Genomic DNA, 23669 nt, shown 5'->3' with positions numbered 1-23669 from the left:
AGCGCACCCGGCCCCGCCTCAGCTCTCCAGCAGCGCGTCGAGCGCGGCGATGTCGGCCGCGCTGAGCTCCCAGGCCGCCGCGGCGGCGTTGGCCTGCACCTGCTCGGCGGTGGTCGCACCGGCGATCACGCTGGTCACCGCCGGCCGGGCCGCCAGCCCGGCGATCGCCACTTCGAGGACGCTGTGCCCGCGCTCCCGCCCGTACGCGGTGAGCGCCTCGATGGTGTCCCAGTCGGCGTCGGCCAGCCACGGCCGGTAGCGGTCCTGGGCGAGCCGGGTGCCCGCCGACGGCTGCTCCCCACGCTGGTATTTGCCGGTGAGCAGGCCGGAGTCGAGCGGGAAGAACGGCAGCAGCCCCAGGCCGAACTGCTCGCACGCCGGGACCACCTCGGCCTCGGCCTCGCGGTGCAGCAGGCTGTAGCGGTTCTGCGCGCTGACGAACCTGGTCAGGCCCCCGGTCCGGGCGGTCCAGTCCGCGTCGGCGATCTGCCAGCCGGAGAAGTTCGAGTTGCCCAGGTAGCGCACCTTGCCGGAGCGGACCAGGTCGTCCAGCGCGGACAGGGTCTCGTCGATCGGGGTCGCCGGGTCCGGCTCGTGCATCTGGTAGAGGTCGATGTAGTCGGTCTCCAGCCGGCGCAGCGACGCCTCCACGGCCCGGACGATGTATCGCCGGGAGCCCCGGGCGCCGAAGTCACGGCCGTTGAGGCCCTCCATGTTCATCCCGAACTTGGAGGCCAGTACGACCTCGTCGCGGCGGCCCTTGAGCGCCGCGCCGAGCAGCTCCTCCGAGGTGCCGTGCGGGGTGCCGTAGATGTCGGCGGTGTCGAAAAGTGTGATGCCGGCGTCCAGCGCGGCGTCGACCACCTCGCGGGTGCCCTCGGCGTCCAGTTTGCGGCCGAAGTTGTTGCAGCCGATGCCGACCACGGACACCACGAGGCCCGAGTCGCCCAAGCGGCGGTAGCTCATCTCACTCATGGTCCGACCCTATGCCGGGGCGACCACGGCATCGCGCCACGTCGGGATATTGGTTATCATCTATCGCCGCGTCCGTCGTGGACTCGCCCACGATCGGTTCACGATGGTCGCGGCCCCACACCTCACTCCTCGGTTTTCCCCAGGTCGCGATAGGTGGAGCGGAGGATGTCCACCAGCGGGACGTGCCGGATCTTCACCGGCGGCGGGTCGAGCGCCCGCAGCAGGAGCTCCGGCGGTGCCACGGTGCGCGGTGGGCGCTCGCGGAGCCGGCCCAGGCTGATCGCCGGGCTGTAGAAGTCCGCCAGCCGGCCGTCCAGGGGCTCGTCGTCCACGGCGAGCGGGTCGATCACCGCTTCGTCCGGGTCGGGCGTGCCGCGCAGGGCGTCGAGCAGCGCGTCCCGGGCTCGGCCCCGCCAGGCCAGCACCAGGAACGGGTCGTCGTCGAAGGCCTCGGCCAGCACGTACAGCGTGGCGGAGCCGTGTTTGCACGGGACTCCCCAGTCCGGGCAGGAGCAGTGGATGTCCAGCTCGGAGGGGAAGAGCGGCTCGCCGATCTCGGTGAAGAGGTCCACGATCTCGTGCGGCATCTCGCCGGCCAGCAGGGCGGCGCGGTAGAGCGCCCGCGATCCGAGCTGTTCGGTGATCTCGGTCCACTGCGCCTCGTCGTAGGCGGCGATGGTGATGGTGACCTGGTACGGGGTCGGCCGTGAGCCCTGCACGCGGGCTTTGATCTGACCCGGCGTCAGGACGAAGTCCATCACCTGGCCTTTTCGGGCATAGGTCCGGCCACGTGCGAGCCGGCCCGGATCGCAGATGCCCTCCAGGACGTCCACGAACCGGCGCGACCACCACTGCTCGCCGATCTTGCCCCGTTTCGACCGGACGGCGAGGCCACCGTCCACTTCGATCGGACGGGACGATTCGAAGAAGCGACCGGCCATCAGCTCACCGCCGCCGGGTCGAGGGCGAACAGCTCACGCAGTTGATCGGTGCTCAGGTCGGTGATCCACTGCTCACCGGTGCCGACGACCGAGGAGGCCAGTGCCTTCTTCCGCTCGATCATGGCGTCGATCTTCTCCTCCAGTGTGCCGGTGCAGACGAACTTGCGTACCTGCACGTTGCGCGACTGTCCGATTCGGAACGCGCGGTCGGTGGCCTGATCCTCGACCGCCGGATTCCACCACCGGTCGAAGTGGACGACGTGGTTCGCGGCGGTCAGGTTGAGGCCGGTTCCGGCGGCCTTCAGCGAGAGCAGGAACAGCATCGGCTCGTTCTCGCTCTGGAACCGCTCCACCAACTCGTCGCGCCGGGCCTTGCTCAGTCCACCGTGGAGCCACAGCACCGGGCGGTCGAGGTGGGCGGCGAGATAGGGCTGGAGCAGCGAGCCCCACTCCGCGTACTGGGTGAAGATCAGGGCCTTGTCGCCGTCCTCGACGATCTCCTCGGCCAGTACCTCCAGGCGGGCCAGCTTCCCGGATCGGCCGGGCAGCCGGGAGCCGTCCTTGAGCAGGTGCGCGGGGTGATTGCAGACCTGCTTCAGCTTCATCATCGCGGCGAGTACGTTGCCGCGGCGCTGAATGCCCTCGCTGCTCTCGATCTCGGACATCATGTCCTCGACCACCGCCTGGTACAGGGTGGCCTGCTCCGGGGTGAGCGAGCACCACACCTTCATCTCGTTCTTCTCCGGAAGGTCCGAGATGATGGTCTTGTCGGTCTTCAGGCGGCGCAGCACGAACGGCCCGGTCGCCCGTTTCAGCGCGGCGGTCGCGTCGGCGTCCTGCCGGACCTCGATGGGCTCCTGGAACCGGCGGCGGAACCGTTTCGCCGGCCCGAGCAGCCCCGGATTGCAGAAGTCCATGATGGACCAGAGCTCGGCCAGGTGGTTCTCCACCGGAGTGCCGGTCAGGGCGAGCCGGGTCCGGGCCGGGATGGCGCGTACCGCCTGGGACTGCCGGGTACCGCTGTTCTTGATCGCCTGAGCCTCGTCGCAGACCATCCGGCCCCAGGTGACGCTCCGTAGCGTTTCAAGATCACGCAGCGCAGTCCCGTAGGTGGTGAGAACCAGGTCCGCCTCGGCGACGGCGGCGTCGAACTCCTCGCCACGCCGCCGGGTGCCGCCGTGGTGCACGTAGACGCGTACCGAGGGGGCGAACCGGGCGGCCTCCTTCTGCCAATTGCTGACCAGGGACATCGGGCAGATGAGGAGGGTCTTGACGGACTCCTCCGCCAACATGAGCGACAGCGTCTGCGCGGTCTTGCCGAGACCCATGTCGTCGGCGAGGATCCCGCCCAGCCCCAGCCGGCTGAGGAAGTGCAGCCAGGAAAGACCCCGTTCCTGGTACGGCCGTAGCGCGCCGTGGAAGCCGGCCGGGGTGGGAAGCGGGGTGAGCCGCTCGGCCGCCTGACCCGACAGCAGGTCGCCCAGCATGCCGTCCGCGTCCACCTCGACCAGCGGAAGGTCCTCCTCGCCGCCGTCGACCACCTGCTGAAGCACCTCACCGGCGGTCAGCTCGCCCTCCCGGCGCCCGCTCACCGCCTTCAGTGCCGCCTTCAGCTGCCGGTCGTCCAGCTCCACCCACTGGCCACGAACCCGGACCAGCGGCACCTTGAGCCGGGCCAGCTCGGCCAGCTCGTCGGCGGTCACCACGCCGTCACCGATCACCAGGTCGAGCCGGAAGTCGACCAGCTCGGCCAGGCCGAAACCGGAGTCGGCGACCGCCCGGGACGACGAGCCCTTCGGCTTCGACCGGGTGGTCAGCTTCAGCCCGACCGCCTTGCGGCCGGCCCAGGACGGCAGCTGTACGCCGAACCCGGCGGCCTGAAGCAGCGGAGCGACCTGCCGGAGGAACTCGTACGCCTCCCCGGTGACCAGTCGCATGGCGGCCGGCCGCTGTTCGAGCAGCGCCACGTGGAGCAGCGGAAACAGTCGAACCGCCCGGCCCAGCCCGGCCAGCAGGGTCTCGTCCGGACGCTTCGGCAGGCCGGGGAAACGCTCACCCTCCCAGAGATCCGCCGCCGGCAGATAGAGGCTCGGATCCTCCGCCGACTGCAGGGCGAACTCCAGACCCCAGCCGTCCTCGCCCGGCTCCGGCTCGATCAGCCGGAAGCTGACCCGGATCGGTCCGTTCGCCTCGTTGGCGGCGCGCATCCAGTCGTCGAGCGCCTGTCGCAGCTCGCGGACGTCACCGGCCCCGGCGCCGGGCAGCGCCGGATCCTCCGCGGTGAGGGCGGCGACCCAGCGGTCCGGCAACGCCGCCTTCGGCCCCGGACGCTGCCCCACCATGAGCCGCTCCGGCAGCACGGAGCGGGCCGCCCCGTCGAGCAGCGTGTCGAGCGCGTCCCGCACGGTTCGTCCCAGCGGGTGCCCGTCGACGGTTTCCGCGGCCCGGACGACCGGCGGCATCCCGGCCGCGAAGTCCCGGTAGGTGGCCGCGTCGGCACCGGTCAGCACCGGCCGCCACCGGGCTGTCGGCACGCCGTCCTCGAGCACCAGCTGCGGCAGCATCCGGCCGCGCCGGGCCAGGTCGCAGGCGAAACCGGCGAGCAGGGCGAGGTAGCGCAGCGACGGTCCGGCGACCCAGGGCGCGGCCGGATCCGGGTCGGCCAGCGTGCTCAGCACCGCGGTAACGAGATGGTCGGGCACCGAGAGCAGGGGGACGGTCCAAGCCCCGAGCCGGATGCCACGTGTGGGCGCCTCCACCCCGGTCTCCGGCGAAGGAACGGGTCCGCGCGCCGTACCGGGAAGTCGCACGGTGCCGGACCCGGCCGGAAGGACGTCCGCGAGGTCGCTGCTGAGCGCCTCGGCGAGGGCTTCGGCCGGGACAGCGAACGGATGCGGCCGCGATTTCGCCCGGGAAGCCGAGGTCAGCGGCAGTGCCGGGTCCTCGGCCCAGAGCACCAGCCGGCCTGGCCGACCCGTACCGGGTACCCAACCCCCATGAACGACGAGCAAGTCCACCCCCTGAACGACCTGTCGAGATTAGCCGCCAGCCGGCCGTGACCGGCGCCGCTGACGGTTGACGCCGCGTGGACGTACGCTTCTGGTCGTGACGGCGAACCAGGAGATCGACAGCATCCTGCAGCGTGGTGCCGACGGTGGGCGGATCACGCCCGAGGAGGCGCTGCTGCTCTACACGCAGGCCCCGTTCCACGCGCTGGGCGAGGCGGCCGACGCGGTGCGCCGCCGTCGCTACCCGGACGGCGTCGTCACCTACCTGATCGACCGGAACATCAACTACACCAACGTGTGCGTCACGGCGTGCAAGTTCTGCGCGTTCTACCGGGCCCCGAAGCACAAGGAGGGCTGGTCGCACCCGACCGAGGAGATCCTGCGCCGGTGCGGCGAGGCGGTCGACCTCGGCGCCACGCAGGTGATGCTCCAGGGTGGCCATCACCCCGACTACGGCGTCGAGTACTACGAGGAGCTCTTCTCCTCGGTGAAGCAGGCGTACCCGCAGCTCGCCATCCACTCGATCGGCCCGAGCGAGATCCTGCACATGGCCAAGGTCTCGGACGTCTCGATCGAGGAGGCGGTCCTGCGGATCAAGGCAGCCGGGCTGGACTCGATCGCCGGCGCCGGCGCCGAGATGCTGCCCGACCGGCCGCGCAAGGCGATCGCACCGCTCAAGGAGAGCGGCGCGCGCTGGCTGGAGGCGATGGCAGTGGCACACCGGAACGGCCTCTCCTCGACCGCCACCATGATGATGGGTACGGGCGAGACGAACGCGGAGCGTATCGAGCACATCCGCATGATCCGTGACGTGCAGGATCTCGCCGTCGCCAACGGCTACCGCGACGACGCCGTCGAGCAGAGTCACGAGGTGGGTGGCTTCCGCGCGTTCATCCCGTGGACCTACCAGCCGGAGAACAACCACCTGAAGGGCCGCACCCAGGCCACCACGATGGAGTACCTGCGCTTCATCGCGGTCTCCCGGCTCTTCTTCGACAACGTCGCCCACCTGCAGGCGTCCTGGCTGACCACCGGCAAGGACATCGGCCAGCTCTCGCTGCACATGGGTGTGGACGACCTGGGTTCGATCATGCTGGAGGAGAACGTGATCTCCTCGGCCGGCGCCCGGCACCGGTCGAACCTCCAGGAGCTGATCTCGATGATCCGCACCGCGGACCGGATCCCGGCGCAGCGCGACACCTGGTACCGCCATCTCGCCGTGCACCACACGCCCGCGGACGACCCGACGGACGAGCGCGTGGTCTCGCACTTCTCCTCGATCGCCATCCCCGGTGGCGGCGCGGGCCGGACCCAGCTGCCGCTCGTAGAGGTCAACTGACCCCCTTTCGTAGGGGCCGGGCTCGGCCGTTCGGCCAAGGGTCGATCACCGGACCGTTGAGGACGGGTTGCTCCTCGGTAACGAGCCCGCCAGTTGACTGTCCCGGCTGGTTCCGGCTGGTTAGGTTGCCTGCGTAAGGCAATCGAACACTCAGTCGTCGCCCGCCGCGGTGACGGGAAGTCGGACCCGACCGATGGCGGTCGTATATATAACGCACAAGGTACGGGCGGGATGGGTGACCATCCCGCCCGTTCTGTTCGCGGTCCGATGGGGCAGAGTTGTCTTCGTGACGCGCGCAGATCTGGACAAGCAGCCGCACGAGGTCGCCGAGATGTTCGACGGCGTGGCCGAGCGCTACGACCTCACCAACACCCTCATCTCCTTCGGGCAGGACCGCGGCTGGCGCCGGGCCACCCGGGCCGCCCTGGGTCTGCGGCCGGGCGAGCGGGTCCTGGACGTGGGCGCGGGCACCGGCGTCTCCACGCAGGAGCTGGGCCGCTCCGGCGCGTTCGCGGTCGGCGCCGACCTGTCGGTGGGCATGCTGCGGGCCGGTCGGCGGGTCCGGCCGGACGCGCCGCTGCTGGCCGGCGACGCGCTGCACCTGCCGTTCGCCGACGCGACCTTCGACGCCGTGACGATCTCCTTCGCGCTCCGTAACGTCGTCGACACCACCGCTGCGCTCCGTGAGCTCGGGCGGGTCGTCCGTCCGGGCGGCCGGCTGGTGGTCTGCGAGTTCAGCCACCCGACCAACGCGGCGTTCCGGACCGTGTATCTCTCGTACCTCATGCGGTCTCTGCCGGTGGTGGCCCGCGCCGTCTCCAGCAACCCGGAGGCGTACGTCTACCTCGCCGAATCCATCCCGGCCTGGCCGGACCAGCAGGGTCTGGCGAGCCGGATCGCCGAGGCCGGGCCGTGGGACCGGGTCGGCTGGCGCAATCTGACCGGCGGCGTCGTGGCTCTGCATCGCGCCACCAGGGTATAAATCCGGCATTCGCCTTACAGGCTGGCGAAGGTGCTGTTTAGCTCGCAGACATGACGAAGATCGGGCATCTCGAGGACACCGACATCGACATCGCGATCGACGAGGGTGAGGCCGGCGAGCGGCGCGCCACCGAACTGGCCACCCGTCTGCGGATGGTCGCCGCGCAGGACCCGCTGCTCGCCCAAGACCTGGTGGAGGAGCTGATCGTGGCCCTGGACCGGGCGATGAACGGCACCATCCGCGACCATCTGGACGGGCCCGCGCTCGGCGTGGCGGACCGGGTTCTACGTGACTCTGACCAGGCCTGAAGCGCTCTCTGCGAAATTAGGGCAACCTAAGCGCAAAGATCTTCGATTGTCGGCCTACACTCCGATCGAGGCATGCTTGTGAACTAATTCACGAGCCTCGCGCGAGACCGGAGGTGGATCGTGAGCGACCACGGAGCAGGTGCGATCGTCGCCGACGAGGCGGACGTGATCGTGGTCGGAGCCGGTCCGGGCGGGTCAGCCGCTGCCTACCATCTGGCCCGCCACGGCGTCCGGGTGCTGCTCCTGGAGAAGACCGAGTTCCCGCGCGAGAAGGTCTGCGGCGACGGTCTCACCCCGCGCGCGGTCCGCCAGCTCATCCGGATGGGTGTGGACACCTCGGAGAAGGCGGGCTGGCTGCACAACCGCGGCCTGCGGGTGATCGGCGGCGGCGTCCGGCTGGAGCTGGACTGGCCGGAACTGGCCAGCTTCCCGAACTACGGCCTGGTCCGTACCCGAATGGACTTCGACGACATGCTGGCCCAGCGCGCCACGGAAGCGGGCGCGCTGTTGCGTACCGGCGTGAACGTCACCGGGCCGGTGCTGGACGACGACGGCTACGTGATCGGCGTCCAGGCGAAGACCGGGCCGGAGCGGGAGCCGGTGGAGTACCGCGCGCCCCTGGTGATCGCCGCGGACGGCGTCTCCGGCAAGTTCCCGCTCGCCCTCGGGCTGGCCAAGCGGGACGACCGCCCGCTCGGCGTCGCGGTTCGCCGCTACTACCGGTCCGCGGTCAAGGCGGACGACAACTTTCTCGAGTCCTGGCTGGAGCTGCGCAGCGCGCAGGACCCCGGCCGGCTCCTGCCGGGGTACGGGTGGATCTTCGGTCTCGGTGACGGCCGGGTGAACGTCGGGCTCGGCATCCTCAACTCCTCCGACGCGTTCGGCAAGACCAACTACCGCGCCCTGCTGACCGACTGGCTCGGCACCACCCCGGAGGACTGGGGGCTGCGTGACGAGGTGAACGCGGAGGGTCAGACGCTCGGTGCCGCGCTCCCGATGGGCTTCAACCGGGTGCCGCACTACACCCGCGGAGTCATGCTGGTCGGCGACTCCGGTGGCATGGTCAACCCGATGAACGGCGAGGGCATCGCGTACGCGATGGAGTCCGGCGAGATGGCTGCCGAGGTGGCCGTGCAGGCCCTGGCGCGCCCGGCCGGCCCGGAGCGGGAGCGGGCGCTACGTGCGTATCCCGCCGAATTGAGTCTGCGGTTCGGTGGTTACTACCGAATCGGCGGGATATTCGTGAAGTTGATCGGAAACCCGCAGATCATGCGGCTCGCCACGAAGTACGGCATGCCGCAGCCGCTGCTCATGAAGTTCGTTCTCAAGCTCCTGGCCAACCTCACCGACCCACGGGGTGGCGACGCCATGGATCGCATCATCAACGGCTTGACCAAGGTGGCGCCCGCCGTCTGACGGTGATCAAGGCACCCCGACCAAAGGACTACAGAAGCACAGTAACTAGTGTGAAGCGGCTAACAGTCGTACGGGAGTAGTGATGACGGTCAACCCTTATGTCCCGATCGTCGGGTTGCTGATCCTCGGCGCCCTCTTCGCGTTGTTTTCAGTGTCAGTCGCACCGATCGTCGGGCCCAAGCGTTACAACCGGGCGAAACTCGACGCCTATGAATGCGGCATCGAGCCCGCACCACAACCGATCGGCGGCGGCCGGTTCCCGGTGAAGTTCTATCTGACCGCGATGCTCTTCATCATCTTCGACATCGAGACCATCTTCCTCTACCCGTGGGCCGTGTCCTTCGACGTGCTCGGGCTGTTCGGGTTCGTGGAGATGGTCCTCTTCATCGTCACCGTCTTCATCGCCTACGCGTACGTGTGGCGGCGCGGCGGCCTGAACTGGGACTGATAACCATGGGAATCGAAGAGAAGCTACCCAGCGGCATCCTGCTCACGTCGGTGGAGAAGCTGTCGAACTGGGCTCGCAAGTCGTCGTTCTGGGGCGCCACCTTCGGCCTGGCCTGCTGCGCCATCGAGATGATGGCCGCCGGCGGACCCCACTACGACCTCGGTCGGTGGGGGATGGAGGTGTTCCGGGCCTCGCCCCGTCAGGCCGACCTGATGATCGTCGCCGGCCGGGTCAGCCAGAAGATGGCTCCGGTGGTGCGGCAGATCTACGACCAGATGCCGGAGCCCCGCTCGGTGATCTCGATGGGCGTCTGCGCCTCGTCCGGCGGCATGTTCAACAACTACGCGATCGTGCAGGGTGTGGACCACATCGTCCCGGTCGACATCTACCTGCCGGGCTGTCCGCCCAGGCCGGAGATGCTGATCGACGCGATCCTCAAGATGCGCGAGAAGGTCATGGCCCAGCCGCTCGGCCCGAACGGTCGGAAGATGCTGGCGGCCCGTGAGGCCGAAGGCCGTGTCCCGATCGTCGCTCCGGGTGCCATGCCGTCGTCGTACCGGGCCGACAAGACCCGTCGCGCGGAATGGACCCAGGCCGTCAAGGAAGGCCGTGAGGAGCAATTGCGGATCGAGAACTGGATGAAGCTCCAGCCGCATTTGCGGGAGGTGGGCAAATGACAATTCAGCCCGGAACTGAGGGTGGTGTTCCGACTACCGCACCGGCGGGTGCGGAGATTGGTGCTCCCGCGCAGACTCCGCCCAGCCCGGATAAGGGCATGTTCGGTGTCCAAGGCACCGGAGATGTTTCCGGCTTCGGTCGTCTGGCCCGCCCGCGACCTGCTGTTTTGGACAGCCCGCGGCCGTACGGCGAATATTTCGACGACGTCTATGACGCGTTGGAGGAAGCTTATCCGGCCATCAACGACGCCATCGAGAAGGTGGTCGTGGATAGGGCGGAGCTCACACTTCACGTACGTGCGGAACGTATCGCCGAAGTGTGTCAGGTAATGCGCGACGACGAGTCGCTGCGATTTGAACTCTGCTCGTCGGTGGACGCGGTGGACTATCTCGGCTCCGATGAGCGCCGGTTCCACGTGACCTACCAGTTGACCTCCATGACGTACCGGCGGCGGGTACGTCTCGAGGTCGCGGTGGCGGACGGCGTGACCGTTCCGAGCGTGACCCAGGTCTACCCGACGGCCGACTGGCAGGAGCGGGAGATCTACGACATGTTCGGCGTCGTCTTCCCCGGCCATCCCAACCTCACCCGGATCCTCATGCCGGATGACTGGGAGGGCCACCCCCAGCGCAAGGACTACCCGCTCGGCGGCGTGCCCGTCGAGTACAAGGGCGCCGAGATTCCGCCGCCCGACCAGCGGAGGGTCTACCAGTGACGACATCCGAGTACGCAAGCGAGCGCGAGACCACCGAGGGCCGGGTCTTCACGGTCACCGGTGGCGACTGGGACACGCTGACCGCCAGCGTCGACCCGCTCAGCAACGAGAAGATCGTCGTCAACATGGGTCCGCAGCACCCGTCCACGCACGGTGTGCTCCGGCTGGTGCTCGAGCTCGAGGGCGAGACGGTCACCGAGTGCCGCCCGGTGGTCGGGTACCTGCACACCGGGATCGAGAAGAACCTCGAGTACCGGAACTGGACCCAGGGCGTCACGTTCGTGACCCGCATGGACTACCTGTCCAACATGTCCAACGAGGTGGGCTACTGCCTCGCGGTGGAGAAGCTGCTCGGCATCACCGATCAGATCACCGAGCGGACGAACACCATCCGCGTCATGTTCATGGAGTTGCAGCGGATCGCCTCGCACCTGGTCTGGCTCGCCACCACGGGCATGGAGCTCGGCGCGATCTCGATGATGCTGTACGGCTTCCGCGAGCGCGAATACATCCTCGACATCTTCGAGGAGACCTCCGGCCTGCGGATGAACAACGGCTACATCCGTCCCGGCGGCCTCGCGCAGGACCTTCCGGAGTCGGCGGTTCGCAAGATCCGCGACTTCCTCAAGTACCTGCCGAAGAAGCTCAAGGAGTACGAGGCCATGCTGTCCGGCCAGATCATCTGGCAGCAGCGTACGCAGGGTGTGGCCGTCCTGGACGTCACCGGATGCCTGGCCCTCGGCATCACCGGCCCGGTGCTCCGCGCCGCCGGTCTGCCCTGGGACCTGCGCAAGACCATGCCGTACTGCGGGTACGAGAACTACGACTTCGACGTGCCGACCGCGACGACGGCCGACGTCTGGGGCCGTTTCCTGGTCCGGGTGGCGGAGATCAGGGAGTCGCTGAAGATCGTCGAGCAGTCGCTGGACCGCCTCCGCCCGGGCCCGATCTGGATCGAGGACAAGAAGATCGCCTGGCCGGCGCAGCTCGCGCTCGGTCTCGACGGGCTCGGCAACTCGCTGGAGCACGTCGCCAAGATCATGGGTCAGTCGATGGAATCGCTTATCCACCACTTCAAGCTCGTGACCGAGGGCTTCCGAGTTCCGCCTGGTCAGGTCTATGTCGCGATCGAGCATCCGCGTGGCGAACTCGGCGTACACGCGGTTTCCGACGGCGGGACCCATCCGTACCGGGTGCACTACCGCGAGCCGAGCTTCGTCAACCTTCAGGCCATCCCCGCGATGGCAGAGGGGGCGCTGCTGGCCGATGTGATCGCCGGTGGTGCCTCGCTGGACCCCGTGATGGGTGGGTGTGACCGCTGATGTCAGAGAAAACGGTGGACTTCTCGCCGGCGGCCGCGCCGCTCGCCGAGAAGCTGCTCGAGCCGGCGCTCGAGATCCTGGCCCGCTACCCGGTGGGCCGGGAGCGCTCGGCGCTCCTGCCGCTGCTGCACCTGGTGCAGACCGAGGAGGGCCACGTCAGCCCGAACGGGGTGGCGTTCTGCGCCGAGATCCTCGGCATCAACAAGGCCCAGGTCGGTGCGGTGGCCACCTTCTACACCATGTACAAGCGCCGCCCGACCGGTGAGTACCTGGTCAGCGTCTGCACCAACACCCTCTGCAACGTGATGGGTGGCCAGGAGGTCTACGACCAGCTCAGCGAGCACCTCGGCGTCGGGCACGACCAGACCACCGCCGACGGCAAGATCACGCTGGAGCACGCCGAGTGCCTCGCGGCCTGCGACTACGCCCCGGTGGTGACGGTCAACTACGACTTCACCGTCGACGAGGCCACGCCGCAGAGCGCGGTCGAGCTGGTGGAGAGCCTACGCAACGGCGAGCGGCCCACCCCGGCCCGGGGCGCCCGGATCTGCTCGCTCAAGGAGATGCAGTACCAGCTGGCCGGCTTCGCCGACCCGCGCGACGGTGCGGTCGGCGACGGGGTGGCCGGGGCGCCGACCCTGCGCGGCGTACGGCTCGCGCAGGAGCACGGCATCGCGGTTGCCGGGTTCGATCCGGACAGCCCGATCACCAAGACCAAGCCGGTCCGGGACGAGACCGCGCTGCCGCAGCAGCCGGCCTCCGAGGAGAAGCCGGGCCGGGTCGCCTCGGTCGCCAGGAAGGCGGCCGGCGCGGTGAAGGCGGCGGCCGGTGCGGTCGCCGAGAAGGTCGATGAGCGCCGGCACGCCGGGCGGACCACCGACACCGGCGACGTCAAAGACCCCGAGGTACGCGCAGCCGAGTCCCGGAACCCCACCGCGGACACCCCCGCACCGTCGGGTACGGCGACCACGCCGGTCCCGACCACCCCCGCGGAGGCGGACGGCGTGGCCGACAACGAGCCGGCTGGTGACGGCAAGCCCGCTGGTGACAGCACTCGGGGCGAGTCGATCGTCAGCCAGCGCACCGCCGAGCAGAAGCCGGCCACCAACGTGACACGCCGTACCGAGGAGGAGAAGTGACCCAGCCACGGCCGGAGGTCCTCCAGAAGCTCACCCCCGTACTGACCAAGCGCTGGCTGTCGCCGGACGCCTGGCAGATCGGCGTCTACGAGCGGCTCGACGGCTACTCGGCACTGCGCAAGGCGCTCGACGTGCACCCGGACGACCTGATCCAGCTGATCAAGGACTCCGGCCTGCGTGGTCGTGGTGGCGCCGGCTTCCCGACCGGCCTGAAGTGGGGCTTCATCCCGCAGGGCGACGGCAAGCCGCACTACCTCGTGATCAACGCGGACGAGGGCGAGCCGGGCACCTGCAAGGACCTGCCGCTGATGACGTACGACCCGCACTCGCTGATCGAGGGCGCGATCATCGCCTCCTACGCGATCCGGGCCGAGCGGGCGTTCATCTACATCCGCGGCGAGGCGGTGCACGCCGCGCGGCGGCTGCGCCACGCGGTCCAGGAGGCGTACGCCAAGGGCTACCTCGGCAAGAACATCCTCAAGTCCGGGTACGACCTCGACCTCGTCGTGCACAGCGGCGCGGGGGCGTACATCTGTGGTGAGGAGACCGCGCTGCTGGACTCGCTGGAGGGCTTCCGTGGCCAGCCCCGGCTGCGCCCGCCCTTCCCGGCCATCGCCGGCCTGTACGCGAGCCCGACCGTGGTCAACAACGTCGGCACCATCGCGAGCGTGCCGTACATCGTGCTCGGCGGCGCCGACTGGTGGAAGAGCATGGGCACCGAGAAGTCGGCCGGCCCGATGATCTACTCGCTCTCCGGCAGGGTGGTCAACCCGGGCCAGTACGAGTGCGGCCTCGGCATCACCCTGCGCGAGCTGATCGAGCTGGCCGGCGGGATGAAGCCCGGGCACAACCTGAAGTTCTGGACGCCGGGCGGCTCGTCGACACCGATTCTGACCGCCGAGCACATCGACACCCCGATGGACTTCGAGGGTGTCGCGGCGGCCGGGTCGATCCTCGGCACCACGGCGATGCAGATCTTCTCGGACCAGGACTGCCCGGTCTACAACACGTGGCGGTGGCTGGAGTTCTACCACCACGAGTCGTGCGGCAAGTGCACCCCGTGCCGGGAGGGCAACTACTGGATGGTCCGCACCTACCGGCGGATCCTGTCCGGCCAGGGCACCTACGCCGACCTGGACACCCTCCAGGACACCGCGGACAACATCTTCGGCCGGTCCTTCTGCGGCCTCGGCGACGGCGCGGCGACGCCGGTCGTGTCGACGCTCAAGTGGTTCCGGGACGACTACCTCGGCTACATCGAGGGCCGCACCGCGCCGCGGCTCTCCGAGAAGTCCCTTGTAGGAGCGCACTGATGACTGATGTAGCCAAGAGGGCTGACACCGTCACGCTAACCATCGACGGCGTAGAGGTGACGGCCGAGAAGGGCGAGCTGGTCATCCGGGTCGCCGAGCGGATGGGCATCGCCATCCCGCGGTTCTGCGACCACCCGCTGCTCGCCCCGGCCGGCGCCTGCCGGCAGTGCCTGGTCGAGGTGGAGGGCCAGCGCAAGCCGGTCGCCTCGTGCACCCAGACGGTGGCCGAGGGCATGGTGGTCAAGACCCAGCTCAGCTCGCCGGTCGCCGCGAAGGCGCAGGCCGGCATCATGGAGCTGCTGCTGGTCAACCACCCGCTGGACTGCCCGACCTGCGACAAGGGCGGCGAGTGCCCGCTGCAGAACCAGGCGATGAGCAGCGGCCGCGCGGACTCCCGGTTCCACGAGCACAAGCGGGAGTACGAGAAGCCGATCCACATCTCCAGCCAGGTGCTGCTGGACCGGGAGCGCTGCATTCTCTGCCAGCGCTGCACCCGGTTCTCCGAGGAGATCGCCGGAGACAAGTTCATCGACCTGATGGACCGCTCCTCCGGCGAGCAGATCAACGTCTACCGGGACGACTTCTTCGGCGGCGAGGGCACCGGGGACGGTCAGGCCGGTGACGGCGAGGGGGACGTCCCGTTCAACTCGTACTTCTCCGGCAACACCATCCAGATCTGCCCGGTGGGCGCGCTCACCGGCGAGCAGTACCGGTTCCGGGCCCGGCCGTTCGACCTGGTCTCCACGCCGAGCGCCTGTGAGCACTGCGCGGCCGGCTGCTCCCAGCGCACCGACCACCGCCGCAACAAGGTGCTGCGCCGGCTGGCCGGCGACGACCCGGCGGTCAACGAGGAGTGGAACTGCGACAAGGGCCGCTGGGGCTTCCGGTACGCCAACGCCACCGACCGGCTCACCACCCCGCTGGTCCGCGACGCGGACAGCGGTGAGCTGCGCGAGGCCTCCTGGAGCGAGGCGCTGCTCGCGGCGGCGGAGGGTCTGAAGGCCGCGCGAGAGCGCGGCGTGGGGGTCCTTCCGGGCGGTCGGCTCACGGTGGAGGATGCGTACGCGTACGCGAAGTTCGCCCGGGCCGTCCTCGGCACCAACGACATCGACTTCCGAGCCCGTCCGTTGCGTGCCTCCGGTACGCCGGCTTCGTCGACCGAGGAGGCGGACTTCCTCGCCGCCTCGGTGGCCGGCACCTCCGAGGTCACGTACGCCGACGTGGAGAACGCTCCCTCCGTCGTCATCGTCGGGCTGGAACCGGAGGAGGAGTGCCCGATCCTCTTCCTGCGGCTGCGCAAGGGACACGTCAAGCGGAAGCTCAAGGTGACGGCTGTCGCGCCGTACCTCTCCCGGGGTTTCGAAAAGCTCGGCGCCGCGCTCGTCGCGGCGGTCCCGGGTGACGAGGCCCGGCTGCTCAACACCGACGCGGCCATCGCCGGCGCGCTCAGCGCGCCCGGCGCACTGCTGATCGTCGGCGAGCGGCTGGCCACGGTGCCGGGCGGGCTCAGCGCGGCGGCGGATCTGGCGGCTCGCAGCGGGGCCCGCCTCGCCTGGGTGCCGCGCCGGGCCGGTGACCGGGGCGCGCTGGACGCCGGCTGCCTGCCGAACCTGCTGCCCGGCGGCCGTCCGGTCACCGACGCGGCGGCGCGTGCCGAGCTCTCGCTGGCCTGGCGGATCGAGTCCGGCGTGCTGCCGAGCTCCCCGGGCCGGGACACCGACCGGATCATCGCGGCGGCCGCGGACGGCACGCTCGGTGCTCTCCTGGTCGGCGGCGTGGACCCGGCCGACCTGGCCGACCCGCGCCTCGCCGAGGAGGCGCTCGACGCGGTGCCGTTCCTGGTCAGCCTGGAGGTGCGGCAGAGCGCGGTGACCCGCCGGGCCGACGTGGTACTGCCGATCGCCCCGGTGGTCGAGAAGGCCGGCACCTACATGGACTGGGAGGGACGGCTGCGGTCGTTCGTGGCGGTGCTTCCGGGCGCCGCGATGACCGACGGCCGGGTGCTGGAGGCGATCGCGGCGCTGCTCGACGTCCCGTCCAACCACCCCGCCGCCGCCCAGAAGACGACCAAAGGCTTCTCTCTGAACACCGGCGACGTGATGGCCATCCGGCGCGAGCTGGGCGGGATGCCGGCCAGCAGCGCGCCGCGCCCGGCGCATCCGTCGACCGCGCCGGCCGACCTGCCACGACCGGGCGAGCACGAGGCCGTGCTCGCCACCTGGCACCAGCTGATCGACCTGGGTTCCCTGCTCGACGGCGACCCGGTGCTGGCCGGCACGGCCCGGCCGCCGGTGGTTCGCCTCGGCAAGGACCTGGCCGAGGAGCTCGGGGTCGTCGACGGTGACCTGGTCACCGTCGGCACCGGCCGCGGCACGGTCACCCTGCCGGCGTCGATCACCGACCTGCCGCCGCGGGTGGTGTGGCTGCCCACCAACTCGCCGGGCTCGACGGTGCGTCGCAGCCTCGGCGTCACCGCCGGTGCGGTGGTCAAGCTGACGGCCGGGGTGCCCGGTCCGATCCTTGCCGAGGGAGCTTCCCGATGAACGTGGTGCTGGCGGCGCACGCCGTCGACCCGACGCTGGAGACGTTCGAGAACGACGTCTGGTGGATCACGCTGATCAAGTTGCTCGGCGTCTTCGTGCTGCTCCTGCTCATGACGCTGTTCACGATCAACTATGAGCGCAAGGTCGTGGCCCGGATGGCGGTCCGGCCCGGACCGAACCAGGTGGGTCCGAAGGGCTGGTTGCAGAGCCTCACCGACGGCCTGAAGCTGCCGTTCAAGGAGGAGATCATCCCGAGGACCGCCGACAAGGTGGTCTACTTCATCGCGCCGGTCATCTCGGCGACCGTGGCATTCACCGCGTTCGCGGTGATCCCGTTCGGTGGCGTGGTGAACATGTTCGGTCACCAGACCGCACTGCAGCTCACCGACGTGCCGGTCTCGGTGCTGGTCCTGCTCGCCTGCTCGTCGATGGCGGTGTACGGCGTGGTGCTGGCCGGCTGGGCGTCCGGCTCGACCTACCCGCTGCTCGGCGGTCTCCGGTCCAGCGCGCAGATGATCTCGTACGAGGTCGCGATGGGGCTCTCCATCGTGGCGGTGTTCATGACCGCCGGCACGATGAGCACCTCGCAGATCGTCGCGGCGCAGGCCGACGGCAACCCGGTGAACATCGGCGGGATCGAACTGACCGCACCCGGCTGGTACGCGGTCCAGCTCCTGCCGAGCTTCCTCATCTACATGATCGCGGCGGTCGGCGAGACCAACCGGGCACCGTTCGACCTCCCCGAGGCCGAGTCCGAGCTGGTCGGTGGTTTCCACACCGAGTACTCGTCGTTCAAGTTCGCGCTCTTCTTCCTCGCCGAGTACATCAACATGATCACCGTCTCGGCGTTCTGCACGACGCTGTTCCTCGGCGGCTGGCGGGCCCCGTGGCCGATCACCGCGGTCTGGGAGGGTGCCAACGCCGGCTACTTCGGCCTGATCTGGTTCTTCCTCAAGGTGTTCGCGCTGCTCTTCGGCTTCATCTGGCTGCGCGCGACGCTGCCCCGGATGCGCTACGACCAGTTCATGCGGTTCGGCTGGAAGGTGCTGATCCCGGTCAACCTGGTCTGGATCCTCTTCCTGGCGTACTTCAAGGTCGCCCAGAGCGGTGCGTTCTCCACCGAGGTCCGGTGGATCTCCACCGGTGTCATCGCGTTCGCGGTGCTGGCCCTCGCCTGGGGCTGGCCGACGACGAAGAAGCCGAAGAGATTGTCACTCCAGGAAGAGGTGGCCCAGCGGCCGCCGGGCAGCTTCCCGGTGCCACCGATGGATCTGCAAGTGCCGCCGAGCCCGCGCGCCCGCCGAGCCGTGGCCGAACGTGCCCCGGCCACCGTCGGCGGCGAGTCCGAATCGAAGGAGGTGTGACGTGGGCACGTTGACCGGCTCCTTCAAAGGTTTCGGCGTGACCTTCGCGCACATGTTCCGCAAGGTGATCACGACCGACTACCCGTTCTCGCCACCGAAGCCGGCGCCGCGCTACCACGGCCGGCACATCCTCAATCGGCACCCGGACGGGCTCGAGAAGTGCATCGGCTGCGAGCTGTGCGCCTGGGCCTGCCCGGCCGACGCGATCTACGTCGAGGGCGGCGACAACACCGATGAGCAGCGGTTCTCGCCGGGTGAGCGGTACGCCAAGATCTACCAGATCAACTACGCCCGGTGCATCTTCTGCGGGCTCTGCATCGAGGCCTGCCCGACCCGCTCGCTCACCATGAGCAACGAGTACGAGCTGGCCCGGGACAACCGCCAGGACCTCATCTTCACGAAGAAGGAGCTTCTGGCGCCGCTGCTGCCCGGCATGGAGCTGCCGCCGCACCCGATGCGCCTGGGCGAGACCGACAAGGACTACTACATCGGTGCTCTCACCAACCCGGGCACCTCGGTCGGCGCCGAGCGTGCCCCCTGGTCGGACGCCGGGTCGCACGACGCCTCCGAACCGCAGGAGAGCGCCGACCGGCCGGAGACGGCCGGCACCGTCCGGAAGGAAGGTGCGCCGCGATGACCGATCTCGTCCTCGCGGCCGCGGTCGGTCAGGTCTCCACCGGTGAGGCGGTCGCCTTCTGGGTCCTGGGTCCGCTCGCGGTGATCGGCGCGCTCGGCATGGTGCTGGCCCGTAACGCGGTGCACTCCGCGCTCTGGCTGGTCGTGACCATGCTCTGCCTGGGCTTCCTCTACGTGGTCAACGCGGCGCCGTTCCTCGGCATGGTCCAGGTCATCGTCTACACCGGCGCGATCATGATGCTGTTCCTGTTCGTGCTGATGCTGGTCGGCCGGGACGCCTCGGACTCGCTGATCGAGACGCTGCGCGGGCAGCGGGTGGCTGCGCTCGTGCTCGGTGTCGGCTTCGCCGCGCTGATCGCGACCGGGCTGTCCCGCTCGCTCGGCACGACCGCCGTGGCGGGGCTGGACGCGGCGAACGCGAACGGCAACGTTCAGGGTCTCGCCGCCCTGCTCTTCACCCAGTACGTCTTCGCCTTCGAGGTGACCTCGGCGCTGCTCATCACGGCGGCGGTCGGCGCGATGATCATGGCGCACGTGGAGAAGGCCAAGGAGGACAGGGTCGACCAGCTCACCCGGATGAAGGAGCGCTTCCGGCCGGGCAACTACCCCGGTCCGAAGGCGGGTCCCGGCATCTACGCGAACACCATGTCGGTGGCCGCGCCGGCGCGGCTGCCGGACGGCAACGGTGCCGAACGCAGCATCTCGCCGATCCTCCCCGTCCGTGAGCTGACGGAGATCGAGGCGGCTCCGAAGGGAACCGAGAAATGACGCCTGACTACTACCTCGTACTGGCGACCATCCTGTTCACCATCGGTGCCACGGGGGTGCTGATCCGCCGGAACGCCATCGTGCTGTTCATGTGCATCGAGCTGATGCTCAACGCGGCGAACCTGGCGCTCGTCACCTTCAGCCGGATCAACGGCAGTCTGGACGGCCAGATCATCTCGTTCTTCGTGATGGTCGTCGCGGCAGCCGAGGTCGTGATCGGCCTCGCCATCATCATGTCGATCTTCCGTACGCGGCGCTCGGCGAGCGTTGACGACGCGAACCTCCTCAAGTACTGAAGGGCCTTCACGTGGAACAAACAGTGGAGTTCGCCCCCGCGACGGGAGTGTTGAGCCTCATCTGGTTGCTTGTGGCGATCCCGCTCGCCAGTGCGGCCGTGTTGCTGCTCCTCGGCAGGCGAGCCGACAAGTGGGGCCACTGGCTCGGCGTCCTGTCGGTCGCCGCCTCGTTCGTGCTGGGGCTGGTCTTCTTCGCCAACCTGGCCGGTCTGGAATCCGGGAGCCGCTCGGCCGAGCTGAGCCTCTGGGAATTCATCGCCGTCGGAAAGCTCCAGGTCGACTTCGGCCTGCTCTTCGACCCCCTCTCCGGCGTCTTCGTCCTGCTGATCACGGGCGTCGGCTCGCTGATCCACCTCTACGCGGTCGGCTACATGGAGCACGACCCCGGCCGCCGGAGGTTCTTCGGCTACTTCAACCTCTTCGTCGCGGCGATGTTGCTGCTGGTTCTGGGCAACAACTACGTGATGCTGTACTTCGGCTGGGAGGGCGTCGGTCTGGCGTCGTACCTGCTGATCAGCTTCTGGTACACGCGCCCGTCGGCGGCCACGGCCGGCAAGAAGGCGTTCCTGATGAACCGGGTCGGCGACGCCGGCCTGGCCATCGGCATCTTCATCATGTTCGCCACGCTGGGCACCACCGACTACGGCGCGGTGTTCAACGGACTCAGCGGGCTCTCCGCGACCACGGTGCTGGTCCTGGGGCTGCTGCTCCTGATCGGCGCCTGCGGTAAGTCGGGTCAGTTCCCGCTCCAGGCGTGGTTGCCGGACGCGATGGAGGGTCCGACCCCGGTGTCGGCGCTCATCCACGCGGCGACCATGGTCACCGCCGGTGTGTACCTGATCGCCCGGTCCAACCCGGTCTACACGGCCAACGAGACCCTGCAACTGGTCACGGTCGCGGTCGGCGCGATCACGCTGCTGATGGGCTGCATCATCGGCGCGGCGAAGGACGACATCAAGCGTGTCCTCGCCTGGTCGACGGTGAGCCAGATCGGCTACATGTTCCTCGGCGTCGGGCTCGGCGGTGGCGCGTACGCGCTGGCGATCATCCACCTGCTGGCGCACGGCTTCTTCAAGGCCAACATGTTCCTCGGGGCCGGCTCGGTCATGCACGGCATGCACGACCAGGTCGACATCCGCCGGTTCGGCGCGCTGTCGAAGCACATGAAGATCACCTGGTTGACCTTCGCCACCGGCTGGCTGGCCATCATCGGCATCCCACCGCTGTCCGGCTACTTCTCCAAGGAACCGATCATCGCGGCCGCGTTCGAGCGGGAGGTGGCCTGGGAAGCCTGGGTCTTCGGACTGGCGGCGCTGCTCGGTGCCGGTCTGACCGCCTTCTACATGACCCGGCTCTTCGTGCTGACGTTCCACGGCCCGGCCCGTTGGACCGAGGACAACCAGCACCCGCACGAGTCGCCGCTGATCATGACGATTCCGCTGATCCTGCTGGCGATCGGCTCGGTCGCGGCCGGATGGCTGATGAGCACGAGCGTGGCGGACTGGCTGACGCCGGTCTTCGGTGCGGAACAGGCGGAGCCGCATGGCGTGCTGTCGCACACCATGATCACGATCCTGTCGCTGGTGGTCACGGTCATCGGTGCCGGTCTGGCCTGGTCGTTGTTCCGTAGGGGCACGGCTCTCGAGCCGCAGCCGGCGGGCGTGGTGGTCACCGCGGCGCGGCGCAACCTCTACACCGACGCGTTCAACGAGGCGGTGTTCGAGCGGCCCGGCATCTACCTCACCCGCGCTCTGGTCTTCCTCGACAACAAGGGCGTCGACGGTGTGGTGAACGGCATCGCGGCCGCGGTCGGCGGCGGGTCCGGGCGGCTTCGGCGGCTCCAGACCGGGTTCGTGCGCTCGTACGCCCTGTCGATGCTCACCGGCGCGATGCTCGTCGTCGGCGCCTTCATCGCAATCCAGCTGGGGTGGTTGGTTTGAGCGACTTTCCTTTCCTCTCCATCCTGACGCTCCTACCGCTGGTAGGCGCCGCGGTGGTGGCTTTCATACCGCGCAGCAAGGCTGAACTGGCCAAGCTGGTGGCGCTGGTCTGGTCGCTGGTGGTGCTCGCACTGAGCATCTTCATGTGGGCCGCGTTCGCCGTGGACGGTGACCGGTTCCAGTTCCACGAGTCGTACCCGTGGATCCCGGCCTGGGGTGCCAACTTCACCTTCGCCGCGGACGGCATCGCGCTCGTCATGCTGATGCTGATCGCCATCCTGTTCCCGGTCGTCATCCTGGCGTCCTGGCACGACGTGGATCAGAGCAAGCGGTCGGCGCCCGCCTACTTCGCGCTGCTGCTCACCTTCGAGTTCACGATGATCGGCGTCTTCGCCGCGGCGGACGTCTTCCTCTTCTACGTGTTCTTCGAGGTCATGCTGATCCCGATGTACTTCATCATCGGATCGTTCGGCAGCGGCCAGAAGCAGTACGCGGCGGTGAAGTTCTTCCTCTACAGCCTGGTCGGCGGCCTCTTCATGCTGGCCGCGGTGATCGGGCTGTGGGTGGTCGGCGGGCGGACCTTCGACTTCGCGGAACTCGCACAGGGAGCCGGCTCGCTGGACACGAACACCGCGCGATGGCTGTTCCTCGGCTTCTTCGTGGCGTTCGCGATCAAGGCACCGTTCTTCCCGTTCCACACCTGGCTGCCGGACTCCGGTGGCGCCGCTCCCGCCGGTGCGGCGGCGCTGCTCGTCGGCGTGATGGACAAGGTGGGCACGTTCGGCATCCTGCGCTATTGCCTCTCGCTCTTCCCCGAGGCGTCGCGCTGGTTCGCTCCGGCAGCGCTGACCCTGGCCGTCATCGGCATCATCTACGCGGCGCTGCTCGCGGTCGGGCAGAACGATCTGAAGCGGCTCGTGTCGTACACGTCGATCGCCCACTTCGGCTTCATCGGCATCGGCATCTTCGCCTTCACCACCCAGGCCGGAACCGGTGCGGTGCTTTACATGGTCAACCACGGCCTCGCCACCGGCCTGCTGTTCATCGTGGTCGGGATGTTCGTGGCCCGGCGTGGCTCGGCGCTGGTCAGCGACTTCGGTGGTGCCGGCAAGCTGGTACCGGTCCTGGCCGGGGTGCTCTTCTTCGCCGGTCTCGCCTCGCTGGCACTGCCCGGCACCGCGCCGTTCGTCAGTGAGTTCCTGGTGCTGATCGGCACGTTCAGCACGCACAAGGGCTTCGCCGTGGTCGCGACCCTGGGCATCATCCTGGCCGCCGCGTACGTGCTCTGGATGATCCAGCGCACCACCCAGGGCACGCTCAACCCGGCCCTGACCGAGGTGCCGGCGATGTCGAAGGACATCACCCTGCGGGAGAAGGTCGTGGTAGCGCCGCTGATCGCCCTCCTGCTGGTGCTCGGCTTCTACCCGAAACCGGTCACCGACGTGATCAACCCGGCGGTGCAGGCCACCCTGCAGGACGTCGGCACGACCGACCCGGCTCCCACAGCCGTGGCCGACGGAAAGGTGGGCGGCTGAGCC

General features: G+C 68.9%; 20 protein-coding genes. 17 read left to right on the top strand and 3 right to left on the bottom strand.

From position 1 onward, the window contains the following. Positions 1-18: 18 nt before the first annotated feature. The 3 genes from I4J89_RS27915 to I4J89_RS27905 form a co-directional block, all read right to left on the bottom strand. The gene (locus tag I4J89_RS27915) at positions 19-975 is read right to left on the bottom strand and encodes an aldo/keto reductase (protein WP_196417054.1); all 957 of its coding nucleotides are present in this window, start codon (positions 973-975) and stop codon (positions 19-21) included. 122 nt (positions 976-1097) lie between these two features. Beyond that, positions 1098-1916, bottom strand: a complete 819-nt coding sequence (locus I4J89_RS27910; RefSeq protein ID WP_196417053.1) for an SWIM zinc finger family protein — start codon at positions 1914-1916, stop codon at positions 1098-1100. Then, on the bottom strand, positions 1916-4927 hold the full coding sequence (locus I4J89_RS27905) for an SNF2-related protein (protein ID WP_196417052.1): 3012 nt from the start codon (positions 4925-4927) through the stop codon (positions 1916-1918). The genes I4J89_RS27910 and I4J89_RS27905 overlap by 1 nt, the downstream gene beginning before the upstream one ends. 94 nt (positions 4928-5021) lie before the next feature. Here I4J89_RS27905 and mqnC point away from each other — a divergent pair, with 94 nt between their 5' ends. The 17 genes from mqnC to I4J89_RS27820 all read left to right on the top strand — a co-directional run bounded on the left by mqnC (position 5022) and on the right by I4J89_RS27820 (position 23666). Next, entirely contained in the window at positions 5022-6263 is a 1242-nt protein-coding gene (gene mqnC, locus I4J89_RS27900; protein WP_196417051.1) for a cyclic dehypoxanthinyl futalosine synthase, read from the top strand. A 286-nt stretch (positions 6264-6549) separates the two neighbouring features. Beyond that, positions 6550-7245 (top strand): demethylmenaquinone methyltransferase, encoded by a 696-nt coding sequence (locus I4J89_RS27895; RefSeq protein ID WP_309238508.1) that lies wholly within the window; start codon positions 6550-6552, stop codon positions 7243-7245. Positions 7246-7295: 50 nt separating this feature from the next. Continuing rightward, positions 7296-7553 (top strand): hypothetical protein, encoded by a 258-nt coding sequence (locus tag I4J89_RS27890; protein ID WP_196417049.1) that lies wholly within the window; start codon positions 7296-7298, stop codon positions 7551-7553. A 120-nt stretch (positions 7554-7673) separates the two neighbouring features. After that, positions 7674-8969 (top strand): geranylgeranyl reductase family protein, encoded by a 1296-nt coding sequence (locus tag I4J89_RS27885; protein ID WP_196417048.1) that lies wholly within the window; start codon positions 7674-7676, stop codon positions 8967-8969. An 82-nt stretch (positions 8970-9051) separates the two neighbouring features. Continuing rightward, positions 9052-9417 (top strand): NADH-quinone oxidoreductase subunit A, encoded by a 366-nt coding sequence (locus I4J89_RS27880; protein ID WP_196417047.1) that lies wholly within the window; start codon positions 9052-9054, stop codon positions 9415-9417. 5 nt (positions 9418-9422) lie between these two features. Beyond that, positions 9423-10094 (top strand): NuoB/complex I 20 kDa subunit family protein, encoded by a 672-nt coding sequence (locus I4J89_RS27875; protein ID WP_196417046.1) that lies wholly within the window; start codon positions 9423-9425, stop codon positions 10092-10094. Then, positions 10091-10810, top strand: coding sequence for an NADH-quinone oxidoreductase subunit C (locus I4J89_RS27870; protein WP_196417045.1), 720 nt, complete (start codon positions 10091-10093; stop codon positions 10808-10810). Before I4J89_RS27875 ends, I4J89_RS27870 begins: the two co-directional genes overlap by 4 nt. Next, complete coding sequence (locus I4J89_RS27865; protein WP_196417044.1) at positions 10807-12132, top strand: NADH-quinone oxidoreductase subunit D; 1326 nt, start codon at positions 10807-10809, stop codon at positions 12130-12132. Before I4J89_RS27870 ends, I4J89_RS27865 begins: the two co-directional genes overlap by 4 nt. Continuing rightward, positions 12132-13271, top strand: coding sequence for an NADH-quinone oxidoreductase subunit NuoE (gene nuoE / locus I4J89_RS27860; RefSeq protein WP_196417043.1), 1140 nt, complete (start codon positions 12132-12134; stop codon positions 13269-13271). Before I4J89_RS27865 ends, nuoE begins: the two co-directional genes overlap by 1 nt. Further along, a complete protein-coding gene (gene nuoF / locus I4J89_RS27855; RefSeq protein ID WP_196417042.1) occupies positions 13268-14584 on the top strand; it encodes an NADH-quinone oxidoreductase subunit NuoF in 1317 nt (438 codons plus the stop codon). The genes nuoE and nuoF overlap by 4 nt, the downstream gene beginning before the upstream one ends. Then, the gene (locus I4J89_RS27850) at positions 14584-17127 is read left to right on the top strand and encodes an NADH-quinone oxidoreductase subunit G (RefSeq protein ID WP_196417041.1); all 2544 of its coding nucleotides are present in this window, start codon (positions 14584-14586) and stop codon (positions 17125-17127) included. Before nuoF ends, I4J89_RS27850 begins: the two co-directional genes overlap by 1 nt. Then, positions 17124-18491 (top strand): NADH-quinone oxidoreductase subunit NuoH, encoded by a 1368-nt coding sequence (nuoH, locus tag I4J89_RS27845; RefSeq protein ID WP_373688166.1) that lies wholly within the window; start codon positions 17124-17126, stop codon positions 18489-18491. Before I4J89_RS27850 ends, nuoH begins: the two co-directional genes overlap by 4 nt. Before the next feature lies 1 nt (position 18492). Further along, positions 18493-19128 carry an NADH-quinone oxidoreductase subunit NuoI gene (gene nuoI, locus I4J89_RS27840; protein ID WP_196417040.1) on the top strand — a complete coding sequence of 212 codons (636 nt, stop codon included), beginning with the start codon at positions 18493-18495 and terminating at the stop codon, positions 19126-19128. Continuing rightward, complete coding sequence (locus I4J89_RS27835; protein ID WP_196417039.1) at positions 19125-19895, top strand: NADH-quinone oxidoreductase subunit J; 771 nt, start codon at positions 19125-19127, stop codon at positions 19893-19895. The genes nuoI and I4J89_RS27835 overlap by 4 nt, the downstream gene beginning before the upstream one ends. Further along, positions 19892-20191: an NADH-quinone oxidoreductase subunit NuoK gene (gene nuoK / locus I4J89_RS27830; protein WP_196417038.1), complete on the top strand. Its 300-nt coding sequence runs from the start codon at positions 19892-19894 to the stop codon at positions 20189-20191. The genes I4J89_RS27835 and nuoK overlap by 4 nt, the downstream gene beginning before the upstream one ends. An 11-nt stretch (positions 20192-20202) precedes the next feature. Then, the gene (gene nuoL / locus I4J89_RS27825; RefSeq protein WP_196417037.1) at positions 20203-22131 is read left to right on the top strand and encodes an NADH-quinone oxidoreductase subunit L; all 1929 of its coding nucleotides are present in this window, start codon (positions 20203-20205) and stop codon (positions 22129-22131) included. Then, entirely contained in the window at positions 22128-23666 is a 1539-nt protein-coding gene (locus I4J89_RS27820) for an NADH-quinone oxidoreductase subunit M (protein ID WP_196417036.1), read from the top strand. Before nuoL ends, I4J89_RS27820 begins: the two co-directional genes overlap by 4 nt. Positions 23667-23669 lie beyond the last annotated feature (3 nt).

This window comes from Actinoplanes aureus (assembly GCF_015704865.1).
GTDB lineage: Bacteria > Actinomycetota > Actinomycetes > Mycobacteriales > Micromonosporaceae > Actinoplanes > Actinoplanes aureus.
The sequence above is the reverse complement of the archived record's forward strand: the minus strand, read 5'-3'. Positions and strand labels throughout refer to the sequence as shown.